The sequence below is a fragment of the Halorientalis brevis genome (genome assembly GCF_042678165.1).
GTDB lineage: Archaea > Halobacteriota > Halobacteria > Halobacteriales > Haloarculaceae > Halorientalis > Halorientalis brevis.
The window spans coordinates 762,948-782,034 of record NZ_JBHUDJ010000003.1 but is presented as its reverse complement, the minus strand read 5'-3'; the positions used below and the strand labels follow the sequence as shown (position 1 = coordinate 782,034).

Genomic DNA, 19,087 nt, shown 5'->3' with positions numbered 1-19,087 from the left:
GATCACCGCCTCCTATCCCTGTCGTTGCACGTCGCCCGGTGATCGGGGCAGACGAGTCGGGTCCGCGTCGAACAGCGACCCCTTCCATCGATACACGTGTGACGTCGAATAGACGACCAGTTCTTCCCAGACGGGATCGTCGTCCCGCGGCGCCGTCGGAAGGTCGCCGAGGTTGTCGTACCGCACCCGATGCGTCTCGGGATGGCGCGGCGTCCCCTCGGTGACCCGATGAAACCCGGCGACGAACTGTTCGTTCCCGAGTGCGTCCGTGACGAGTCGCCGGACGGACCGCGACTCGCCGTCCGTACCGACCCGCTCGTTCGATGCCGACTCGCGAGTCCGGATCTCCATGACTATGTCTCTCGATGGACTACGACTCCGGAAGTGATTGGGTTCGATATGCAATCCTTTAAACTGGTAACGCTGGCGTGTCAGCCGGTGCTGACCCGTCCGCCTACACGTCCGTAAGTCGGTACGAATGGTCGGTCGGGTCTGTGACGGTTGCGACGACGACGTGGAGGAGCACGGCAACGGCCAGGAGCCCAGCGTTCCACACCGGGGAGTTGTACCAGATCACGTCGACGGCCCACGGCTTGTCGAAGAACGGCCAGAATGGCTCGATCGGCGTTGCGATGTCCGGCGCCGAGAGCATGTCTGCGAACAGGTGGCTCAAGCCACCGAGCAGGAACGCGACGAGTGCGAACCCGAACAGCTTACCGGAGGTAAACCGTTCGCTCTGCAACCAGCGGTCGATCGGGTCGGTAAACAGAGCAGCGACGATGCCACCGAAGACGACACTCAGCCCTGCGACGAAGACGACGGTGTGGGTGACGCCGTGATGATGGACCATCGCCGGGAACAGTCTGTGTAGCCAGAGGTCAACGTCGGGGAGGAGCGCCGTCGGGACGACCACGCCGACGAACGCGAGCGCAACTCGCTTCTTCCAGATGAACCACGCCGGAAGGGCCCACAGGAGCCCCATCGCTACGTGCCCCATGATATCAACCATGAGTGACAGGAATTGGCCTGCTATCCGGAAAACGACACGGCCTGTGTGTGCAAGTCAGCCAGCGATCAGATGCAGTGACCCAGTGGTGTCACAGGTCGTCCCGAAGAGCGGAGTCCTTAGCGATGGTGTTAGCGATCAGCGTGTCCACGGCACGGCGGACCCGCTGTGAGACTGCCGAGTCCGAGATGCCGAGTTCCGCCGCGAGATCAGCTTGACTGACCGCTCGTGGCACCTTGAAGTATCCGGCCTCGAAGGCAGTCAGCAGCGTCTCCCGCTGGCTCTCTCGCAGGTACACGTCCGTCTCGCGGTTCGGCTCGGTCTGATAGAGCCGTTCCAGCGTGTACTCGATGTCGTGTGTGACACAGAAGTCCCGGAAGGCCGCCAGCGTTTCGCGGTCGGGGACCTGCAGTTTGACCTGCCAGCCGCGATTCCGACTCCGCATTTCCAGCACCATCCCACCGAGTTCGGCGACGCGCGGGGAGACGATCGTCACCTTGTCAGTCAGCGTGAGCCGGTAGATGCGGAACTCCTCGCCCTCGGAGAGAGTGAGCGGCTCTTCGACGGTGGGATCGGTTTCGAGGGCGGCGTCGAACGCTTCGAAGTCGGTGGATTCGACGTGAACGAAGAGTCGCTGCTGGTCCGGGTCCATCGCCGGTTGGGACTCGATTCGGACGCTCGCATCGGGGTTCTCGTCGATGGTCGGTGCCAGCACGAGGTCTGGCGAAGAGAGGAACAGCTCGGAGATGGCCAACATCACAGTCGCTAGTCGGGTCGCCCTTTAGACCGTTCCGACTCCCGTCCGGGGAGCGGAGAGAAGGGATGCGAGGGATCGAATCAGCGTCAGGCCTCGGGAAGCACGTCGGGCGATCGCGGCAGTCGCTCCGGGCCCGCGTTGAAGCCGACGCCGACCCACCGATAGACGAACGACTCGGTGTAGACGTACAGTTCGTCCCACCCGTCGAGCGGTTGCTCCGGGAGTTCCGCCACAGACGAGAACCGCTGCCACTCGTCGCGCGGCTGTTCGAGCGTCCCGTCGTTCTCGCGATACACGATCGCCTCCGGGACAGCGCCGCGGAGCGCATCGTCGACGAGCGCAGCGAGCGTCGGCGCATCGTCGGCGTCGTCCCGTGCGGGAAGTTCGTCGCCCTGTCCGACCACTGTCTTTCCAGACATGTCTACCCATGACATGGGAGAGCGCTGTAGGAAATCTGTGGGTTCGATAATCAACTTTTTAAGTCAATCTTTCGCGTCGATCGAACGCCCCTGGTGCTTTTGTCGCCTCAGTTACTAGTCAGTACATGGTCGATCGTCGGGTGAACTCACTCGTGAAAATGGTACTGGGCCTGCCCATGGTCTGGGGGATCTTCGCGCTGGGGATCGGGGGCGATGAGAGCATCGCGGCGTCGACGCCGACGTGGCAGGCCGTGTTGTTGATACTCGTCGGCTTCGGTCTACTCGTCGGGTGAAGCGCGTACAAACAGAAAGGGTGAGACCGTTCAGTCCAGGAGTTGCTGGCCGATGGTGTTGCGCAGGACTTCGCTGGTACCCTCGTAGATCTCGTTGAGCTTGGCGTCGCGGTAGAACCGCTCCATGGGGAAGTCCTTCGTGTAGCCGTAGCCGCCGTGGATCTGGATGCCCTCGTTGGCGACCTCGCGGGAGATTTCGGAGGCGTAGAGCTTCGCCTGCGCAGCCTCCTTGATGAAGTTCTCGCCGCGGATCTTCTTGTCAGCCGCGTCGTGCATGAGCAGGCGGGCGGCGCGAATCTTCGTGTCCATGTCGGCGAGTTTGTGCTGAATCGCCTGGAACTCGCCGATGGGCTGGCCGAACTGCTCGCGGTCGCCGGCGTATTTGGCGGCCTCGTCGAGCGCGGCCTGTGCGATCCCGATCGAGCGGGCGGCGATGGTGATGCGGCCGCCGTTGAGCGTCTTCAGCGCGTGGACGAAGCCAGCGCCCTCCTCGTCGAGCAGGCGATCCTCCGGAATGCGCATCTCGTCGAAGCGCAGTTCCGCCGTGGGACAGCCCTTGTCACCGAGTTTCTCCTCCGTGCCTTCGACGATGAAGCCGTCGTCCTCTTCGGGGCGGACGATAAAGGAGGAGATTCCCTTGTTGCCGGCGTCGGGGTCGGTCTTGGCGAACAGGGTGACCGTGTCAGCGACCGAGCCGTTCGAGATCCAGAGTTTACTGCCGTTGATCACGTACTCGTCACCGTCTTTCTCGGCAGTCGTCTCCATCGAGGGAACGTCGGAGCCGGCGCCCGCCTCGGAGAGCGCGAACGCACCGATGTCGTCCCCTTCCGCGAGCGGCGTCAGGTACTCCTCTTTCTGCTCGTCGTTCCCGAACTCGTAGAGCATGTTGCCCGCGAGACTGATGTGAGCGGCGACGATGGTGCCGAGACCTCCCGACCCCCGCGAGATCTCCTCGAGCGCCATCGGATAGGCGTGATAGTCGAGGCCGGCCCCACCGTACTCTTCGGGGAACGGCATTCCCATCAGACCCAGTTCCGCGAGTTCGTCGACGAGGTCCCACGGGAACTCGTCTTTCTTGTCGATTTCGGCGGCCCGCGGTTTGACCTCCTCGTCGACGAACTCCGACACCATGTCCTTGATCTGTCGCTGTTCCTGCGTAAGGCTCAGATCCATATGCGAACAGTAAGAGAAGTCATTCCTTTACTTTTCTCATCTCTGCAACCAAATCTCGGAGGGCCGGTGGTCTCAGGAGTCGGCCCGCGGCAACTGAACGACGAACACCGCCCCGCGGGGCTCGTTGTCACCGGCCTGCGGCCGACTGCCTGCGGAGCGAAGCTCCGATCTGTCACCGGCCTGCGGCCGGTTTCCTGAGGGACTGCGTCCCTCTCTATCCTCCACCCACACGTCTCCACCGTAGTTCGAGACGAGTTGGTTTACAAGATACAGGCCGATCCCCGTTCCCTCGCTGTCGATTGACTGCTCGCCCTTTCCGAAGATCTGCTCTTTACGTTCGTCCGGGACGCCCGGCCCGTCGTCCGCGAACCGGAGTTCGACCGTCTCGTCCCGAACGTCACACGTGATCTCGATGGTCGGGTCGTCGGTGTCGTTGTGCTGGACGGCGTTCTGAAGGAGGTTCCTGAACACCGAACTCAGCATCTCGTTTGCGGTGACGTTCACGGTCGGTACCTCGGTCGTCAGCCTGAACGTCGCGTCCTCGTGGGCGTCGCGCTGGCGTTCGAGTTCGTACGAGAGCATCTCGTCCAGTGAAACCGGTTCGATCTCGGGCTCTTCGGGCCCGGTAAGCGTCTCGACGAACTCGCGTGCGTCGTCCGTGAGACTGATGATGTGATCGCTCGTGGTGAGGATGTTCTCGATGGCTCGCTCACCCTCCTCACCGACGAGCCGCTCCAGCCGTTCGGCCCACGACCGGATGATCTGCATGTCGTTGCTGATGTCGTGTCTGACGACGCGATTGAGCGCTTCGAGTTCCTCGTTGCGCGTTTCGAGGCGCTCCTCGTACTCTTTGAGTTCGGTGATGTCGATGACACCGCCCCTGAATCCCGAGCAGACACCTTTGTCGTACAGCGGTTTCGCGTTGTCCGACACCCACCGGATCTCGCCGTCCCGCCGCCGAACCCGGTATTCGAAGTTTTCGAGTGCCTCGCCCTCACGGAGCGCCGCTTTGTACTCCTCGAACCGGTCCTGGTCGACGAAGACGTCCTCGCTGACGTCGCTGACTGCCCGTTGCAGTGCTGCCGGTGATTCGTATCCGAGCACGTCGGCCATCGACTGGTTCGCCATGACGTAGCGGTGGCCATCGGGCGTCGTCTTGTATATCCCTTCGACGGCGTTCTCGAACAGGGACCGATACCGTTCCTCTGCTTCCTCCAGTTCGAGCGTCAACGCGACCATCCCCTCGTTCGTCTCTTCCAGTTCGGCCCGGAGTTCCGACACCTGGTCGCGCTGGGCAGTGATCTGTTCGGCAGCGTCCGTCAGGAGGTCAGCGACTGTGCCGTCGTGCTCCTCCGCGGCAGCCGTCAGTCGATCCCCGAGATCGTCCGTCGTATCCGACATTCGTCCTATACTTGCCCCTCGTCCGAGCACAGTAAAGCATCCGGAATCGTTCCAGCCTCGTCACGAGCGCTGCGTATCCGCGTCACGACTCCGGTACGGGCTCGTCCGGCCCAGCCGTCGCCACGACGACCGTGGCGTCGTCGTGGTCCTTTCCCAACTGCGCGAGTAACTTCCGTGCCGTGACTGTCGCCGGTTCCTGGAAGAGAGCGTCGTACTCCGCCCAGTCCCAGTGTGAGACCATCCCGTCGGAGAACAGGACCATTCGAGAGTCTGGCGTCCACGAGCTGGTGGTGACGACGGGATCGGGGCCGTTACTGCCGAGAACGCCCCGCCGCGGCACGATACTCAGGTCCGCTGGCCCGTCAACCTTGCAATTGATGTTCCCGACGCTCGCGAACGTGACCGACTCTGCAGCCCAGTCGAAGCGAGCGAGGGCCATGACGACCCCACGCGTCCCCCGGCAGGCGCGCTCGGTCCCGGTAAAGATCGACTCCATCGACCGATCGTAGTGGCGCTCGACGTACCCTTTGGCTGCTATCGCAGCGTCGTGGGCCTTCGGTCCGTGTCCCAGACCGTCGATGACGCCGACGAGCGCCGTATCGTTCCAGCGTTTGATGATGAAACTATCGCCGTTGGACGTCCCCGGTGACTTCGGGCGGGACGCGGCACCGAACCCCAGCGGACACGGAGTGGTCGCCTCGTACGTTGGTCGGAGCCACCGGTCGGCCACGACGTGCGTTCCGTAGTCGGGTTCCCCGGGTGCTGCCACCGTCACCTGATCCATGAGTCGGTTGACGGCCCCGAGTCCACGCCCGAGGGTGCCGACCGTCGACGCTCCGTCCGCGAACGCCGCATCGACGTCGTCGATCCCCGGTCCCGCGTCGAGGGACTCGATCCGCACGCCGTCTCGGTCGTCGTCCGTCACGTGCTCGATCGTCACCTCGCCGGTACCTGCGTGTTTGAGGACGTTCGTCGACAGCTCCGCGGCGACGATGCCGACCTCCGCGGCGCCCGTCTCGTCGAATCCGACGTCAGTCGCCACGTCTTCGGCGGCCTTGCGGACGAGTACCTCGTCCCCGTCCTGGGCTACCGTTTCCCGGACCGTCCGTTCGGTGTCGACGTCGGCAGTCATTTGAGCCACTTCCGTATCGTGACCGTCGTCCCCTTGGCCGCGCTGCTGGCGATCCCGAACTCGTCCATGAGCTTTTTCGTCCCCTGGATACCGCGGCCCATGCCGTCGGACGTCGAGTACTCGGCGCGCAACACGCCCTCGACGTCGTCGATTCCGGGGCCGTCGTCGTCGAACGTCAGTTCGATCCCCGACCTGGAGCCGTCCTGTAGCTCGGACCACTCCATGACGCCCTCGTCGGCGTAGAGGTGGATGTTCCGTGCGAGTTCCGAGACCGCAGTCACCGTCCGGGTCACGTCCGTAATGCTGAACCCGATCTCTTGGGCGATCTCCCGTGCCGTTTTTCGCGCCTGCAGAATGTCGTTTTCCGACTGAATCTGGACGGACCCCGAACGGAGGACGTCTCCATCGAACCCATCTAGCTGGGCCGCTGATTCCGTCCGTTCATTCATTGCGTTCCTCCGGGACGTCCGCCTGAATCCCGAGTAGTGAGAGCGCGTGGTCCGTGCTGCGGGCAGTTTCGATCTCGCCGAGATCGAAACCCAGTTCGGCCGCAGTGATCGCGACGCTCGGACGCATCCCGACGACGATCGCTTCGCCGCCCATCAGCGACACCATGCTCGCCGTCTCGGAGATAACCCGGGCGAAAAACGAGTCCAGCGTCGTCACTTCGGAAATGTCGAGGACGACGCCACGTGGCTGGGCTGTCTCCATCGTTTCGAGGACGTCTCGCTGGAGCTCGTCGACGGCCTGGTCTGTCGGCCGGGTCGGGAACGTCGCGACCAGCACGTCGAACACCTGCGTGACCGCTGTCGACTGTTCGGCCATCAGTTGAAGTCCACTCCCTGCCACGAGAGCGCGACGCGGAGGCCTTCCATCAGCGACGACTGCGTTTCGATGTCGTTGAGTTCGACGCCCAGTTGCACGAGAGTCTGCGCGATGTCGGGGCTAATCCCCGTGATGACGACGTTCGCACCGAGGAGGTTGACGGCGTTGATGGTGTCGATGAGGTGCTGGGCCGTCGCCGTATCCAGCGCCGAGACGCCCGTGATGTCGATCAGCGCGACTGCCGCTTCCACCTCGACGATCTGTTGGAGCAGGTCTTCGGTCAACCTCTCGGCTTTCTGGGTGTCCAGCGAGCCGACGATGGTCGTCAGGATGACGCCGCTCCAGATCTCGACGACCGGCATCGAGAGGTCTCTGATCTCGTTGGCCATCTCACGCAGTCGACGCTCGTTTTCGAGCCGATCCGTGATGTCCCGGGCGATCCCGACGATCGCCTCGAGGTCGCCGTCGCGTTCGATCGGCGCGGCCGACAGCTCGTAGACCATCTCTTTGCCACCCTTGGTTTCGAGCTTGGCCTGAACCGCGCTCCGGCGTCGCTCGTCTATCGCCGTCTCGATGGCTTCGTCGACGGCCTCCCGATCGTCACCGGAGAACAGTTCCCTCGGCTCCATCGACCCGAGTTCCTCGTCGTCGTAGCCGGTTATCTCGGGTAACTGTTCGTTCCACTCCAGAAAGTCACCGTCCACCGAGAACACGTACAAGATGTCTTCTAACTCGTCGATACCAGTCGAAAGTAACTCGCCGCTCATACGGTCAGCTAGCCACGGACAACTTATATAATTACCCTGTCAAAGAAATTGTCAGAGAAGCGTGATTTTGTCACGTGGGAACGAGATCCCTTCGGTGCTACCCGGTTCAGGCGGTGCGTCGTCGAAGGCTTCGATGGTCGTGGTACTGTCAGCGAGCGTCAAGACGACCCGCGAAGCGGTCTCCTCCCTGGTGACGCGGTCGACGGTGCCAGTGAGGTCCGGATCGGCACGCTCGAGAATGACGTCTTCCGGGCGGATGGCGGCGTGTGTCTCGTCTGCCGTTGGTTGGAGCCCCAGTGCGGCCACCAGTTCCGGCGTCTCCGCGAGCGACACGCAATTGCTGCCGGTAAATCTGGCGACGGTCGGCGACACTGGCTGTGAGAACACCGCTTCGGGCGTCCCGGTCTGGACGACTTCGCCGTCGTTCATCACGACGATTCGATCCGCCAACGCACGTGCAGTCGTGCGGTCGTGGGTGACGTAGATGGCTGTCACCTCCGCCAGCACGTCCTGAAGATCTGCACGGAGTGACTGCCTGGTTGGCACGTCGAGCGACGAGAGCGGTTCGTCGAGCAACAGCACTTCGGGATCGACCGCGAGCGCACGCGCGAGCGCGACGCGCTGTTGCTCGCCACCCGAGAGCGTGGGTGGATACCTATCCTGCAGATCGCTCACGCCGAGATCAGCCAACAACTGCTCCGGGTCACGATCGCTCTCCCGGTAGGACGTGCCGAACGCGACGTTCTCGGTGACGGTCATGTGGGGAAACAGCGCGTAGTCCTGAAAGACGAAGCCGAAGTCGCGAGTCTCGGGCGGCTCGTCGGAGACGAGCGTCCCGTTCTTTCGGACGGTACCGGTGTGATCGTGAAAGCCCGCGACCGTCTCCAGCAGGAGCGTCTTTCCGCTCCCGCTCGGACCGAGGACGACGACCGTCTCGCCGTCTTCCACCTCGAAGTCGGCAGCCACGTCGAACCGATCGGCTCCGTCGGCCGAAAACGACGCTGCCACGTCGATGTCGAGCATCATGGCATCCCCCGCGAACTGCTGGCGTCGTTCGTGAGCCACCTGACGAGCAGGAAGATGCCGGCCGAGACGGCCAACAGGAGCGCCGCGACGGCACCGCTCTCGTCTAAGCCGCCCTGGAGGTAGGTGTTGTAGACGAACACGGGGGCGTGCTGGGCGACCACTTGCTCGCCCTGAACCGGATAGAAGAACTCGACGCTGTAGGCGACGACGGCCACGGCACCGAACTCCGAGACCGAGCGCGCCCACGCGAGGACGCCGCCCGTGACCATCCCGCGGACGGCCAGCGGACCGGTGACCCGACGGAAGGTCTCCCACGGACTCGCGCCGTGGACGCGCGCGGCGTACTCCAGCCGGTCGTCGACGGCCTCGAACGCTTCGCGAGCCGCGTTGACGGCGTAGGGAGCGCTGACGAACGTCAGTGCGAGCACCATCCCCGGGAGCGTGCCAAGGATCGACTGTCCCGGGAACGCGCCGCCCTGTCCGAACCCGAAGAGGATGATGATGCCGGCGACGCTGTGGGGGACGACCAGCGGGAGGTCGACCAGGCTCTCGATGAGCGTTTGACCGGGGAACCCGCGGGCGAGGTGGTACGCCAGCGGCACGCCGAAGAGCAGGCTCACGGCGGCCGCCAGGAACGGCGCGTACACGCCGAGGTACAGCACTCTGTGGACGGCCGGGTCCGCCGCTTTCTCGGCGACGAGCGACGGGGACTGGCGCGCCAGAAACAGGAACAGCGGCAGTCCGAGCGCGACGAGGAGCACGCTCCCGAGCGTCGCCATCGCCACGCCGAACGGTCCTTCCCGACTGGCGACGCCTAACCCAGCAGCACTGACGACCAGAAACAGGGCGTACCACGTGGGGCGACCGATACTGTAGGCCACGGCGAACGCGACGATCTGGACGGAGACGACAGCCGCAGCTATCGACCCTCTGCCGAGCGTGCCGACCGGAAACCGGGTGTCCGTCTTGGTCGCCATCTGGTCGACTCTCAGGTGCCAGCGTACTCAGCCTTGTGCTCTTTCACGGGAGACTCCAGCGAAATCACCGGCGAGTCGAATGTCGTGGTGGTGAAAAGACGACCCGTCTCAGACACTACTCCGAAACTGCTATCCATTACGTGACGGGCGCCTGAGCGCGGTCCCGAAACCGATCGTCGCTTTCTCAGTGAAAAGGTTAAATACCTGCAGAAGCCCGTTATACTTATGCCGATACATCGACGGCGGTTTCTGCAAGCGGCGGGGGCCGGGGCAGCACTCGGACTCGCTGGGTGTAGCCTTCCGAGCAACGACGACACCACCACGGAGCAGGGGTCCGGGGCCATCGGCGACGACGAGCTGGTGCTCGCGACGACGACCAGCACGTACGATACCGGGCTGCTCGGCGAGCTGAATCCCGTGTTCGAGAACAAGTACGGTATCACGATGAAGACGATCCCGAAGGGGACGGGAGCGAGTATCCGGACGGCGCGGGACGGTGACGCCGACGTGATTCTGGTCCACGCGCGGAACGCCGAGGACGAGTTCATGCAGGACGGGTTCGGTGTCAACCGGCGCGACGTCATGTTCAACGACTTCGTCATCGTGGGCCCGGAGAACGATCCGGCCGGAATCAACGGTATGGGAAGCGCGACGAACGCGTTCAACACGATATCTCGGGAGCAGTCGACGTTCGTCTCTCGGGGCGACGACTCGGGGACGAACAAGAAAGAGCTCATCATCTGGGACGAGGCCGGCGTCGACCCGAGCGGCCAGTGGTATCAGGCGATCGGAAAGGGGATGGGCGATACGCTCACCCAGGCGAGCCAGACCGGCGCGTACACGCTGGCCGACCGCGGGACGTACCTCTCGATGAAAGACGAGATCGAGCTGGTCATCCACGTCCAGGGCCCGCTCAAAGGCGGTCCGGTCCTCCTGAAGAATCCCTACGGCGTGATGGCGGTCAACCCCGCGAAGTACGAGAACGTGAACTACCAGGCGGCGATGGCGTACATCGGCTTCCTGACGAGTCCGAAGGGCCAGTCGATGATCGAGAACTACACCGCCAACGGTTCACAGCTGTTCTTCCCGAACGCGGTCAGCGAAGAGCCGACCTTCGGAGAGTACGTCCCGCAGGGCTACTCCGCCCAACAGGCACAGAGCCTCTCCCGAAGAGACCAGCAGTTCCTCTACTGGGTCGACGAACAGGTACCCGCGGATTTCTGAGCTGATGACGCTCCTACAGCTGCTTCCCGAGGGTGGCTGGGGATACATCGTCAGCATCGTCGTCGTGTCGCTGTACGTGAGCGTCACGGCCGTGGGACTGAGCACCCTGGTCAGTCTGCCCATCGCACTCGTGATCGGGTTCACCGATTTCCCCGGGAAACGGGTGGTGACTGCCGTCATCAACACCGGAATGGGGTTCCCGAGCGTCGTGGTCGGGCTGGTCGTCCTCATGACGCTCTCGAACAGCGGGCCGCTCGGCGATCTCCAACTCGCGTTCACGCCACAGGCCATGATCGCGTCGCAGTTCATCCTCGCGACGCCGGTGATCATGAGCATCAGCCTCTCAGCCGTCGAGAGCATCGGCCAACCCATCCGTGACGCTGCGTTCGCCATGGGCGGGACGAAACTGGACGTCGGCCTCGTCGTCATCAAGGAAGCACGCTACGGAATCGTCACGGCCGTGCTGGCCGGCTTCGGACGCGCGATCAGTGAGGTCGGGTCGATCCTCATCGTCGGCGGAAACATCGTGTTCAGCGACGGCCAGTCGTACACCCGAACGCTGACGACTGCGATCACCGTCGAAGCCCGCCAGGGTCGCTACGAGATCGGGCTCGTGTTGGGAGCGATCCTGCTACTCCTGGTACTGGGGGTCAACGGCCTTGGATCGTGGATACGTAGTCAGGGTCGCGGACGGGGGACGTCATGAGTCTTCGCGCACGCGACGTCGCAGTCGGCTTCAGCGGCGAGTCCGTGCTACGAGACATCTCGCTGGAAGTGACTCCGGGCGAGGTGCTCACCGTCGTCGGACCGTCTGGAACGGGGAAGACGACACTTTTGCGACTCCTGGCGCTGTTCCAGCGGCCGGACAGTGGCACGATAGAGTGGAACGATCGGGACATCTGGTCGCTCTCAGAGGACGACCGGCTGTCAATTCGGCGCCGACTGAGCATGGTGTTTCAGGAACCGAGTCTGTTCAACGCGCCGGTCGCGAAGAACGTGCGATACGGACTGCACGTGCGTCGATCCTGGCGCGAGCGAATCAAAGCCCAACTCCTCGGATCGACGCGGAACGGATCGCTCCCGGATTCGATCCGGGAGCCGCTCGATACCGTCGGCCTCGTGGAGAAGGCGGACCAGAACGCGCTGTCGCTGTCCGGCGGTGAGGCCCAGCGAGTCGCGTTCGCGCGGGCGCTCGCCGTCGATCCCGACGTCATGCTGCTCGACGAGCCCACGTCGAACCTCGATCCGCGGAACACGGCAGTTCTCGAGGACGCCGTCCTCCGGGCGCGCGACCGGGGAGTCGGCGTGATCGTGGCGACCCACGACATGCACCAGGCCGAGCGGATTTCAGATCGCGTGGCGTTCCTGTACGACGGCGAAGTCGTCGAGGTCGGGCCGCCGAGTCAGTTGTTCGAGGACCCGAACGATACACGCACGGAGGCGTTCGTCAGCGGGGAGCTCATGTACGATTCGGAGACGCAGCCAGCAGTGACCGACTGAGACCCGCCCCGTCAATGTATCGTTCCGACTCGAAAACGCTTACCCGGCCGGCAGTCCTCGGCGTCGATACGAATGTCACCGACGCTATCGGAACTACAGGACGTCCTCGACTGGGAGGCCATCGTCACACTCCAGGCCATCGACGAGGCCGACGGTGCGACGGTCGAAACCGTCGTCGAGACCACCGGACTCGATCGGGACGCAGCAGAAAATCGTTGCCAACAACTCGATACCCTCGGTCTCGTGACCAGCCCCGAAGCGTCCGAAGGCGATGTCTACGAGATTACTGGTGCAGGCCACGGTGCGATCGGCGACGGCCTCTACGACGACTACGACCTCGTCGGCGATGCCGACATCGACGAACTCGCGGAACAGGTCGCTGAACTCCTCGACCGCCGCGACGCGCTCAAGGCAGAGCTCGAATCGCTGCGCGACGACGCCGAAGAAACCCGCGTGCGAGCCGAACGGCAGTTCGGCGATCGCGACGACGTCACCGAAGAGTTCGAGTCGTTGGCGGCAGATCTCAGGACACTCGAACAGGCCCTCGAAGAGGCGTAGCGATCAGGACTCGCCGACGGGGTCCCGCTACGGCGCGGCTCGAACCGTTGCTTCAGTCAGGTGTCTTTTTATCTGAGCACCGAGTGCGTCTCCGCAATGCCGTCCCTCCGCCGACGAGACGTCCTCAAAACTGGTGGCGCGGCGCTCGCCGGGTCCGCGTTGCTCGCGGGCTGTTCCTCGTCGTGTCCGGACTCTGGCTACCCGACACCCGAGAAGCGAATCGACCTCGGCGACTCCCCAGTGGGACCGTTCGGTGGGGCCCCGAGCGGTTCCTGGCCGGGGCTGCACGCCGATTCCGCGAACAGCGGCTACACCGAGACGGGGCCCCCGACCGAAGAGGTTGGGCTCCGGTGGCGGACCGACCTGCCGCTTCCGGACACGGACGCGGGCGGACTCTCGGCGAGCAGCCCGGTCGTCCGGGGCGGGACCGTGGCGGTCGCCGACAGCGCCCGCGTCCACGCACTCGACGTCACGACCGGCACGCCTCGCTGGCGAAGTCCCTCGATCTCGCCGACGACCCGAGACACCCTCTACGAATACGAGGCGAACACGGCCACGCCGGCCGTCGGGTCGGACGGGAGCGTCTACGTCGGCACGACCGACGGCGTCTTCGCGTTAGACGGCTCGGACGGACGCGTCAGCTGGCGGACCGACGGGCTCTCGGGTGCGGGATCGCCGACGGTCGTAGGTGACACGGTGTACGCGGCCGGCGAGGAGACGCTGGTCGCGCTCGCGACGAGCGACGGCCGCGAACGCTGGCGCCGGTCCATCTCGTGGCAGGCGTCGCAGGACCCGCCCGCGGTGAGCGACGGGACTGTGGTGCTGCCAGTCGACGGCGCGACTGTCGGCGTCGACGCGGCCAGCGGCGAGCAGCGGTGGCGAGCCGAGGTCGACGCCCACACCTACGCGGTCGTCGCCGACGGAACTGCTTTCGTCGGGAACGGCAGCGGTGGCCTCCACGCGATCGACCTCGCGAACGGTGAGATCGCCTGGACGTTCAGCCGGGGCGACTACCGGGAACTCCAGACCCCTGTGGTCACGCCGGACAGCATCTACGTAGTGGAACAACCGGGCGAGGCTGGCGCGGCGACCTTCGCGCTCGACAGGCGTGACGGCAAGAAACCGCGTTCCCGGTGGTGTTCGGACGTCGGCAGCGGCGCGGTGGTCGCTGCCACCAGCGACCTCGCGTTCGGTGTCGTCCCCACCAGCGGCGGGCCCTCCTCGGTGCAGAGCATCGTCGCGTTCACCAGCGACCTCGGTGACGCGCTGTGGGCACTGCACGGGGAGCGCGAACCGAGCGGGTGGCCCACGCCCCCGGCACTCCTGGACGGAGCGATGGTCGCCACCACGAGAGGCGGAACGGTCGCAGCCGTCGGCACGCAGTCGACGAGCGGTGGAGGTGACTGACCGTGAACGAGCAGCGCACTCGGCTGTTCGGTCTCGTCGCCGTCCTCGGCGGCGTCCTCTCGGTCCTGGTCGCCGTCCCCGGTCGGTGGTACGGGGTTCCGCAGACGGACTCGTACGTGTTCCATCCCGACCCGTTCTCCCCTCTGTGGATACAGCGGGCTGTGATACCGGGATTGACCGCCGTCGCGACCGTCTGCCTGGTCGCCGGCCTGCTCGGATTGGTGCTCCGCGATCGCCCCGTGGCCGGTCGGTGGCGACGGTGGGGCGGCGTCGGCGCAGTGATCGGACTGACGTTTGCCGCTCTCAGCGTCGTGGGACTCACGTACCTCTCGACCGGACGGGGCGCGGCGGAAGGGGCGACCGCCGACCTGCTCTCGCTGGCCGCCGGCGGGATCGGCGTGCTCGTGTTCGTCCCATCGCTGGTGGCGCTGGTTGTCGGGTATGTTTTGACTGCTCGCCCGTATCCGGGATACGCGCTCGGCGCTGCAGCGATCTTGACGCCCTACTTCTCGTACATCGGGCTGGAAAACGTCGGTGGGCTGGTGGCGACGCTGCCCGTCGGCGCCGCGTGGGTCGCCGTCGGCATCGACCTGTGGACCCATCCTGCGCCAGTCCCGCGACCCGACGAGGAGTCGGCAGAGAGCTGAGTCGAAATAATCAGTCCTCGTAGTCGTAGAATCCGTTTCCGGTTTTCTTCCCGAGGTCGCCGGCCTCGACCTTCCGTTTGAGCAGATAGGGCGGCTGGTAACGGTCGCCGAGTTCCGCGTGCAGCGTCTCCATGGCGTCGAGACAGATGTCCAGCCCGATGTGGTCGGCCAGCGTCAGCGGTCCCATGGGGACGTTCGTCCCGAGGGTCATCCCCCGGTCGATGTCTTCCTTGGAGGCGACGCCTTCGTCGAACGCCCGGATGCCTTCTGCCAGCCAAGGCATCAGGATGCGGTTCGTGACGAATCCGGGCTTGTCGTCGGACTCCCAGGTGGTCTTCCCCAGCGATTCGGCGAGGTCGTGGGCCAACTCGACGACCCCGGGATCGGTTCGCTCCCCGACGACGAGTTCGACGCCCTCCATCAGCGGGACGGGGTTCATGAAGTGCAGGCCGACGACGTTCTCCGGACGGTCAGTCACGCTGGCGATCGACGTGATCGAAAGCGTGCTCGTGTTGGTCGCCAGGACCACGTCGTCTGGGGTGATCTCGTCCAGATCGGCGAACACGTCCTGCTTGACGTCCATGTCTTCCAGAACTGCTTCGACGACGAACTCACAGTCCGCGAGCGCGTCGAGGTCGGTGGTGCCCGTGATTCGGTCACGGGCGGCGTCGGCCTCGTCCTGACCGAGTTCGTCTTTGTCGACGAATCGCGAGAGGCTGTCCACGATTCCGGCCATCCCTTCGTCGACGAGGTCCTGCTCTACGTCCCGCATCACCACCTCGTAGCCGCTGGTCGCGGCGACCTGGGCGATGCCGTGCCCCATCGTCCCGGCGCCAACTACGCCGATCGTATCGATGTCGTCGGTCGTGTTCATGGATGGATTCACCACTCGCGGTAGCGTAAGCCTGGCGTCCGTCCTGCAGTTCCCGCAAGAACAGTGTAGCCACTCCGCTCACGCCTGGGTATCGAAGCACCTCGCCCGCCCACAGGTCGGCACACCGATTCGAAACTCGGATCCGGATACATTTCTCGCCGAGAGGGTCCAACAAGATTATTAGCGAACGTGGGGGAGCAAATGATGTAATGATCCCTATCGACGACAGTCCACTGACCCGTGATGGGAAGGTGCTTATTCTCGCGTACGACCACGGCCTCGAACACGGCCCGGTCGACTTCGAGGACGTCCCGGAAAGTGCGAACCCCGAACACGTCTTCGACGTGGCGACCCACGACGCAGTCACCTCCATCGCGGTCCAGAAGGGCATCGCCGAAGCCTACTATCCCTCCTACGAGGACGACGTGAATCTGCTGGCGAAGCTCAACGGCACGTCCAACCTCTGGCGCGGGGAACCCGACTCGGCGGTCAACTGGTCGGTCGACTACGCCCACGAGGTCGGTGCCGACTCCATCGGCTTCACCGTCTACGGCGGCTCGAACAACGAAATCGAGATGGTCGAGGAGTGGCGTGAGGCCCAGGAGAAAGCCCGCGACTACGGCATGGCCAGCGTCATGTGGTCCTACCCGCGCGGCCAGGGCCTGCGCAACGCGAACACACCCGACAGCATCGCGTACTCCGCGCGCCTCGGCCTCGAACTCGGTGCCGACGTGGCGAAGGTCAAGTACCCCGGCAGCAAGGAAGCCATGGAGGAGACCGTCCGCGTGGCCGGCAAGACCAAGGTCGTCATGTCCGGCGGTTCGAAGCGCTCCGACGAGGAGTTCCTCTCGAACGTCAAGTCCGTCATCGACGCCGGTGGGGCCGGCCTCGCCGTCGGTCGGAACATCTTCCAGCGCGAGAACCCCGAACGCATCCTCGACGCCCTGGAGAAGGTCATCTTCGAGGAGAGCACCGTCGAGGAAGCGCTCGACGCCGCCGAAGCAGCCGCACCCGAAGCAGAGTGATGAGCGACGCCATCACGGCGGTTCTCGACGTGGTGACCGAGACGGCTCCCGACGTGCGAGCCGGGTTGACCGGTCGTCGCGAGTACGAGACCGACGAGAACCCCTCGGGCGAGCAGATGCTGGCGGCGGACATCCACGCCGACCAACTCATCGAGGACCGACTGCTCGCAATCGACGCGGTCGCGAGCTACGCCAGCGAGGAACGGGACGACATCGTCGAGGCCGACGATGGCGGACACCTGCACGTCGCCTGCGACCCGCTCGACGGCTCTTCGAACCTCAAATCGAACAACGTGATGGGGACCATCGTCGCTATCTACGACGAGCCGCTGCCTGCGGCCGGGAAACACCTGAAAGCCGCGGCGTACGTCCTCTATGGCCCCATCACGAACATGGTCGTCGCACGGGACGGCGAAGTCAAAGAGTACGTGATCGACAGCGAGGCGCGAAGCGCCTCGAAAAGCGCGAGCGGGGAGGGAAGTGACCCGCGAGCGGACGCGGAACGGCGCGTCGTCGACGACGACGTCACACTCCCCGACGACCCCGTCGTGTACGGCTTCGGTGGTCGGGTACCGGACTGGCCCGACGACTTCGCTTCGTACGTCGACGACGTCGAACAGGAACTCAAGCTCCGGTACGGCGGGGCGATGATCGGCGACGTCAGCCAGGTCCTGGAGTACGGCGGTATCTTCGCCTATCCAGCGCTGGAGTCAGCGCCGAACGGTAAGCTCCGTCTCCAGTTCGAGGGCAACCCCATCGGCTACATCATCGAATGCGCGGGCGGGCGCTCGTCTGATGGAACGCAGTCGCTGCTGGAGGTCGAGCCGACGGAACTCCACCAGCGCGTCCCGGTCCACGTCGGCAACGAGGACCTCGTCGACCGACTGGAAACCGCACTCGCGGAGTAGTCGGACTCGCCGTTCTCGCCCTCAGTCGAACGCGAGCGTGGTTCCGTTCTTTTGCTTTCCGAACACGTCGGTGTGGAACGTTCGGTTGATCGGGTCCGGTGATACCGTCCGGTTTCCGTAGCCGTACGCAGAGAGGTCGAGACCGACGGCGTAATCGACGCTGACGGTCGTCGTCTGGTTGCGCTCGACGTGCGTGACCCACCACTCGTCGAGTTTGCCGTTGTCGATCACCACTCGAGCGGTCACGTTCCGGTGTGACTTGGCCGGAATCGCCGTGAGGTTCTCCGTCGAGCCGTTGGCGACGGCGACGCCGTTCATCCCGACGTCGTACGTCACGCCGGTGACGGGGGCGGCGAACGATTTCGGATTGTAAACTCGGAGTTCAGTCCGGACGACGGTCCGGTTCCGGGTCACGTTGGCCCACTGTGCGTTCGTCTCGTTCACGTAGAGGACCGGATCGGACACGACCTCGCGACTGGCGTTCACCGGAACCGTCTCGTTTGTCTCGAACGCGCCGATGACGTCGGTCCGCACCGTGCGATCGGCGACGCGGCGCGACAGGGATTCGTCCAGCCGTGCCGATTGGAGCGTCGCACTGACCGTGAGGTTGGTCCGTTCACCGCGGCGGACGTGCGAGCGCCACCACTCGACGACCCGGTCGTTCTCCAGGCCAGTCCGGAGTTCGACCGTCGAGTTACCAGCCGGGAGCGAGACGCCGGATTCCTGGCCGTCACCGACCGGGATGCCGTTCATGTACACTGTGTAGGCGACGTCCGCCCGCCGGAGCGGGATGGGAAACGGGTTCGGGTTGGTGACGGTCAGGTCCGACTGGACCGTCGTCGTCGTCTGGTTCGCACCGACGAGGTGATTGTCGATACCGGCTACCCGCGGCATCCCGAGCACGCCGATCGCCGTCGCGGACCCGATGAGAACGACGCCCAGAACCACCACCGTGACCACCGCCCCGAGGAGTCTGCTGTGGCTACCTGACAGAAGCCCCCTGCCATTGCTGCCGGACATTGCCTTCTCCCTTCGCGTGCCACGCAAAACCGACCTTCGACGCTTCACTCCACCCGACTGTGGTAAGTCCAGCTTACCTGAGACCAGTCCGCTGGCTCGGGCAATTGCCGGCCACTCGAACGGCCCCTCCGACGAGCTGCGATCCCGA

23 protein-coding genes are annotated in these 19,087 nt (G+C 64.6%); 9 read left to right on the top strand and 14 right to left on the bottom strand.

All coding sequences use genetic code 11. The features are described 5' to 3' along the window. Positions 1 to 12 precede the first annotated feature (12 nt). The 4 genes from ACFR9U_RS11130 to ACFR9U_RS11115 all read right to left on the bottom strand — a co-directional run bounded on the left by ACFR9U_RS11130 (position 13) and on the right by ACFR9U_RS11115 (position 2,182). Positions 13 to 351, bottom strand: a complete 339-nt coding sequence (locus ACFR9U_RS11130) for a hypothetical protein (protein ID WP_247373112.1) — start codon at positions 349 to 351, stop codon at positions 13 to 15. A 103-nt stretch (positions 352 to 454) separates the two neighbouring features. After that, positions 455 to 1,009, bottom strand: a complete 555-nt coding sequence (locus ACFR9U_RS11125; RefSeq protein WP_247373114.1) for a metal-dependent hydrolase — start codon at positions 1,007 to 1,009, stop codon at positions 455 to 457. An 88-nt stretch (positions 1,010 to 1,097) separates the two neighbouring features. Further along, a complete protein-coding gene (locus tag ACFR9U_RS11120) occupies positions 1,098 to 1,763 on the bottom strand; it encodes a helix-turn-helix domain-containing protein (protein WP_247373116.1) in 666 nt (221 codons plus the stop codon). A gap of 86 nt (positions 1,764 to 1,849) precedes the next feature. Beyond that, positions 1,850 to 2,182 carry a hypothetical protein gene (locus ACFR9U_RS11115; RefSeq protein ID WP_247373119.1) on the bottom strand — a complete coding sequence of 111 codons (333 nt, stop codon included), beginning with the start codon at positions 2,180 to 2,182 and terminating at the stop codon, positions 1,850 to 1,852. A 125-nt stretch (positions 2,183 to 2,307) separates the two neighbouring features. Between ACFR9U_RS11115 and ACFR9U_RS11110 the strand changes: the two genes are divergently transcribed. Next, entirely contained in the window at positions 2,308 to 2,475 is a 168-nt protein-coding gene (locus ACFR9U_RS11110) for a hypothetical protein (protein ID WP_247373121.1), read from the top strand. Between the two features lie 30 nt (positions 2,476 to 2,505). Here the strand turns inward: ACFR9U_RS11110 and ACFR9U_RS11105 are convergent, their stop codons facing one another. The 8 genes from ACFR9U_RS11105 to ACFR9U_RS11070 form a co-directional block, all read right to left on the bottom strand. After that, complete coding sequence (locus ACFR9U_RS11105) at positions 2,506 to 3,648, bottom strand: acyl-CoA dehydrogenase (protein ID WP_247373123.1); 1,143 nt, start codon at positions 3,646 to 3,648, stop codon at positions 2,506 to 2,508. Positions 3,649 to 3,720: 72 nt separating this feature from the next. After that, positions 3,721 to 5,049: a PAS domain-containing sensor histidine kinase gene (locus ACFR9U_RS11100; RefSeq protein ID WP_247373125.1), complete on the bottom strand. Its 1,329-nt coding sequence runs from the start codon at positions 5,047 to 5,049 to the stop codon at positions 3,721 to 3,723. A gap of 82 nt (positions 5,050 to 5,131) precedes the next feature. Beyond that, complete coding sequence (locus tag ACFR9U_RS11095) at positions 5,132 to 6,181, bottom strand: ATP-binding protein (RefSeq protein ID WP_247373127.1); 1,050 nt, start codon at positions 6,179 to 6,181, stop codon at positions 5,132 to 5,134. After that, the gene (locus ACFR9U_RS11090; protein WP_247373129.1) at positions 6,178 to 6,630 is read right to left on the bottom strand and encodes an anti-sigma regulatory factor; all 453 of its coding nucleotides are present in this window, start codon (positions 6,628 to 6,630) and stop codon (positions 6,178 to 6,180) included. Before ACFR9U_RS11090 ends, ACFR9U_RS11095 begins: the two co-directional genes overlap by 4 nt. Next, positions 6,623 to 7,006 carry an STAS domain-containing protein gene (locus ACFR9U_RS11085; RefSeq protein WP_247373141.1) on the bottom strand — a complete coding sequence of 128 codons (384 nt, stop codon included), beginning with the start codon at positions 7,004 to 7,006 and terminating at the stop codon, positions 6,623 to 6,625. The genes ACFR9U_RS11090 and ACFR9U_RS11085 overlap by 8 nt, the downstream gene beginning before the upstream one ends. After that, the gene (locus ACFR9U_RS11080) at positions 7,006 to 7,773 is read right to left on the bottom strand and encodes a PAS domain S-box protein (protein WP_247373143.1); all 768 of its coding nucleotides are present in this window, start codon (positions 7,771 to 7,773) and stop codon (positions 7,006 to 7,008) included. Before ACFR9U_RS11080 ends, ACFR9U_RS11085 begins: the two co-directional genes overlap by 1 nt. Before the next feature lie 51 nt (positions 7,774 to 7,824). After that, the gene (locus tag ACFR9U_RS11075) at positions 7,825 to 8,838 is read right to left on the bottom strand and encodes an ABC transporter ATP-binding protein (RefSeq protein WP_379814311.1); all 1,014 of its coding nucleotides are present in this window, start codon (positions 8,836 to 8,838) and stop codon (positions 7,825 to 7,827) included. Beyond that, positions 8,796 to 9,776, bottom strand: a complete 981-nt coding sequence (locus tag ACFR9U_RS11070; protein WP_247373148.1) for an ABC transporter permease — start codon at positions 9,774 to 9,776, stop codon at positions 8,796 to 8,798. Before ACFR9U_RS11070 ends, ACFR9U_RS11075 begins: the two co-directional genes overlap by 43 nt. Before the next feature lie 225 nt (positions 9,777 to 10,001). Here ACFR9U_RS11070 and ACFR9U_RS11065 point away from each other — a divergent pair, with 225 nt between their 5' ends. From ACFR9U_RS11065 to ACFR9U_RS11040, 6 genes are all read left to right on the top strand, one after another. Beyond that, a complete protein-coding gene (locus tag ACFR9U_RS11065; RefSeq protein ID WP_247373150.1) occupies positions 10,002 to 11,000 on the top strand; it encodes an ABC transporter substrate-binding protein in 999 nt (332 codons plus the stop codon). 4 nt (positions 11,001 to 11,004) lie between these two features. Further along, on the top strand, positions 11,005 to 11,706 hold the full coding sequence (locus tag ACFR9U_RS11060) for an ABC transporter permease (RefSeq protein ID WP_247373162.1): 702 nt from the start codon (positions 11,005 to 11,007) through the stop codon (positions 11,704 to 11,706). Further along, positions 11,703 to 12,500, top strand: a complete 798-nt coding sequence (locus ACFR9U_RS11055) for an amino acid ABC transporter ATP-binding protein (protein WP_247373164.1) — start codon at positions 11,703 to 11,705, stop codon at positions 12,498 to 12,500. Before ACFR9U_RS11060 ends, ACFR9U_RS11055 begins: the two co-directional genes overlap by 4 nt. Positions 12,501 to 12,572: 72 nt before the next feature. Then, positions 12,573 to 13,058: a hypothetical protein gene (locus ACFR9U_RS11050; protein WP_247373166.1), complete on the top strand. Its 486-nt coding sequence runs from the start codon at positions 12,573 to 12,575 to the stop codon at positions 13,056 to 13,058. Between the two features lie 96 nt (positions 13,059 to 13,154). After that, complete coding sequence (locus ACFR9U_RS11045) at positions 13,155 to 14,465, top strand: outer membrane protein assembly factor BamB family protein (RefSeq protein WP_247373178.1); 1,311 nt, start codon at positions 13,155 to 13,157, stop codon at positions 14,463 to 14,465. A gap of 2 nt (positions 14,466 to 14,467) precedes the next feature. Then, positions 14,468 to 15,112: a hypothetical protein gene (locus ACFR9U_RS11040; protein WP_247373180.1), complete on the top strand. Its 645-nt coding sequence runs from the start codon at positions 14,468 to 14,470 to the stop codon at positions 15,110 to 15,112. 10 nt (positions 15,113 to 15,122) lie between these two features. Here the strand turns inward: ACFR9U_RS11040 and ACFR9U_RS11035 are convergent, their stop codons facing one another. After that, on the bottom strand, positions 15,123 to 15,986 hold the full coding sequence (locus tag ACFR9U_RS11035; protein WP_247373195.1) for a 3-hydroxyacyl-CoA dehydrogenase family protein: 864 nt from the start codon (positions 15,984 to 15,986) through the stop codon (positions 15,123 to 15,125). A 209-nt stretch (positions 15,987 to 16,195) separates the two neighbouring features. Between ACFR9U_RS11035 and ACFR9U_RS11030 the strand changes: the two genes are divergently transcribed. Together ACFR9U_RS11030 and ACFR9U_RS11025 are read left to right on the top strand one after the other, a co-directional pair. Next, positions 16,196 to 17,011: a class I fructose-bisphosphate aldolase gene (locus ACFR9U_RS11030; RefSeq protein WP_247373197.1), complete on the top strand. Its 816-nt coding sequence runs from the start codon at positions 16,196 to 16,198 to the stop codon at positions 17,009 to 17,011. Beyond that, positions 17,011 to 17,919, top strand: coding sequence for a class 1 fructose-bisphosphatase (locus ACFR9U_RS11025; protein ID WP_247373199.1), 909 nt, complete (start codon positions 17,011 to 17,013; stop codon positions 17,917 to 17,919). Before ACFR9U_RS11030 ends, ACFR9U_RS11025 begins: the two co-directional genes overlap by 1 nt. Positions 17,920 to 17,940: 21 nt before the next feature. On the opposite strand, the gene ACFR9U_RS11020 is transcribed toward ACFR9U_RS11025, so the two are convergent. Then, on the bottom strand, positions 17,941 to 18,939 hold the full coding sequence (locus tag ACFR9U_RS11020; RefSeq protein ID WP_247373212.1) for an LEA/WHy family protein: 999 nt from the start codon (positions 18,937 to 18,939) through the stop codon (positions 17,941 to 17,943). Between the last annotated feature and the right edge of the window lie 148 nt (positions 18,940 to 19,087).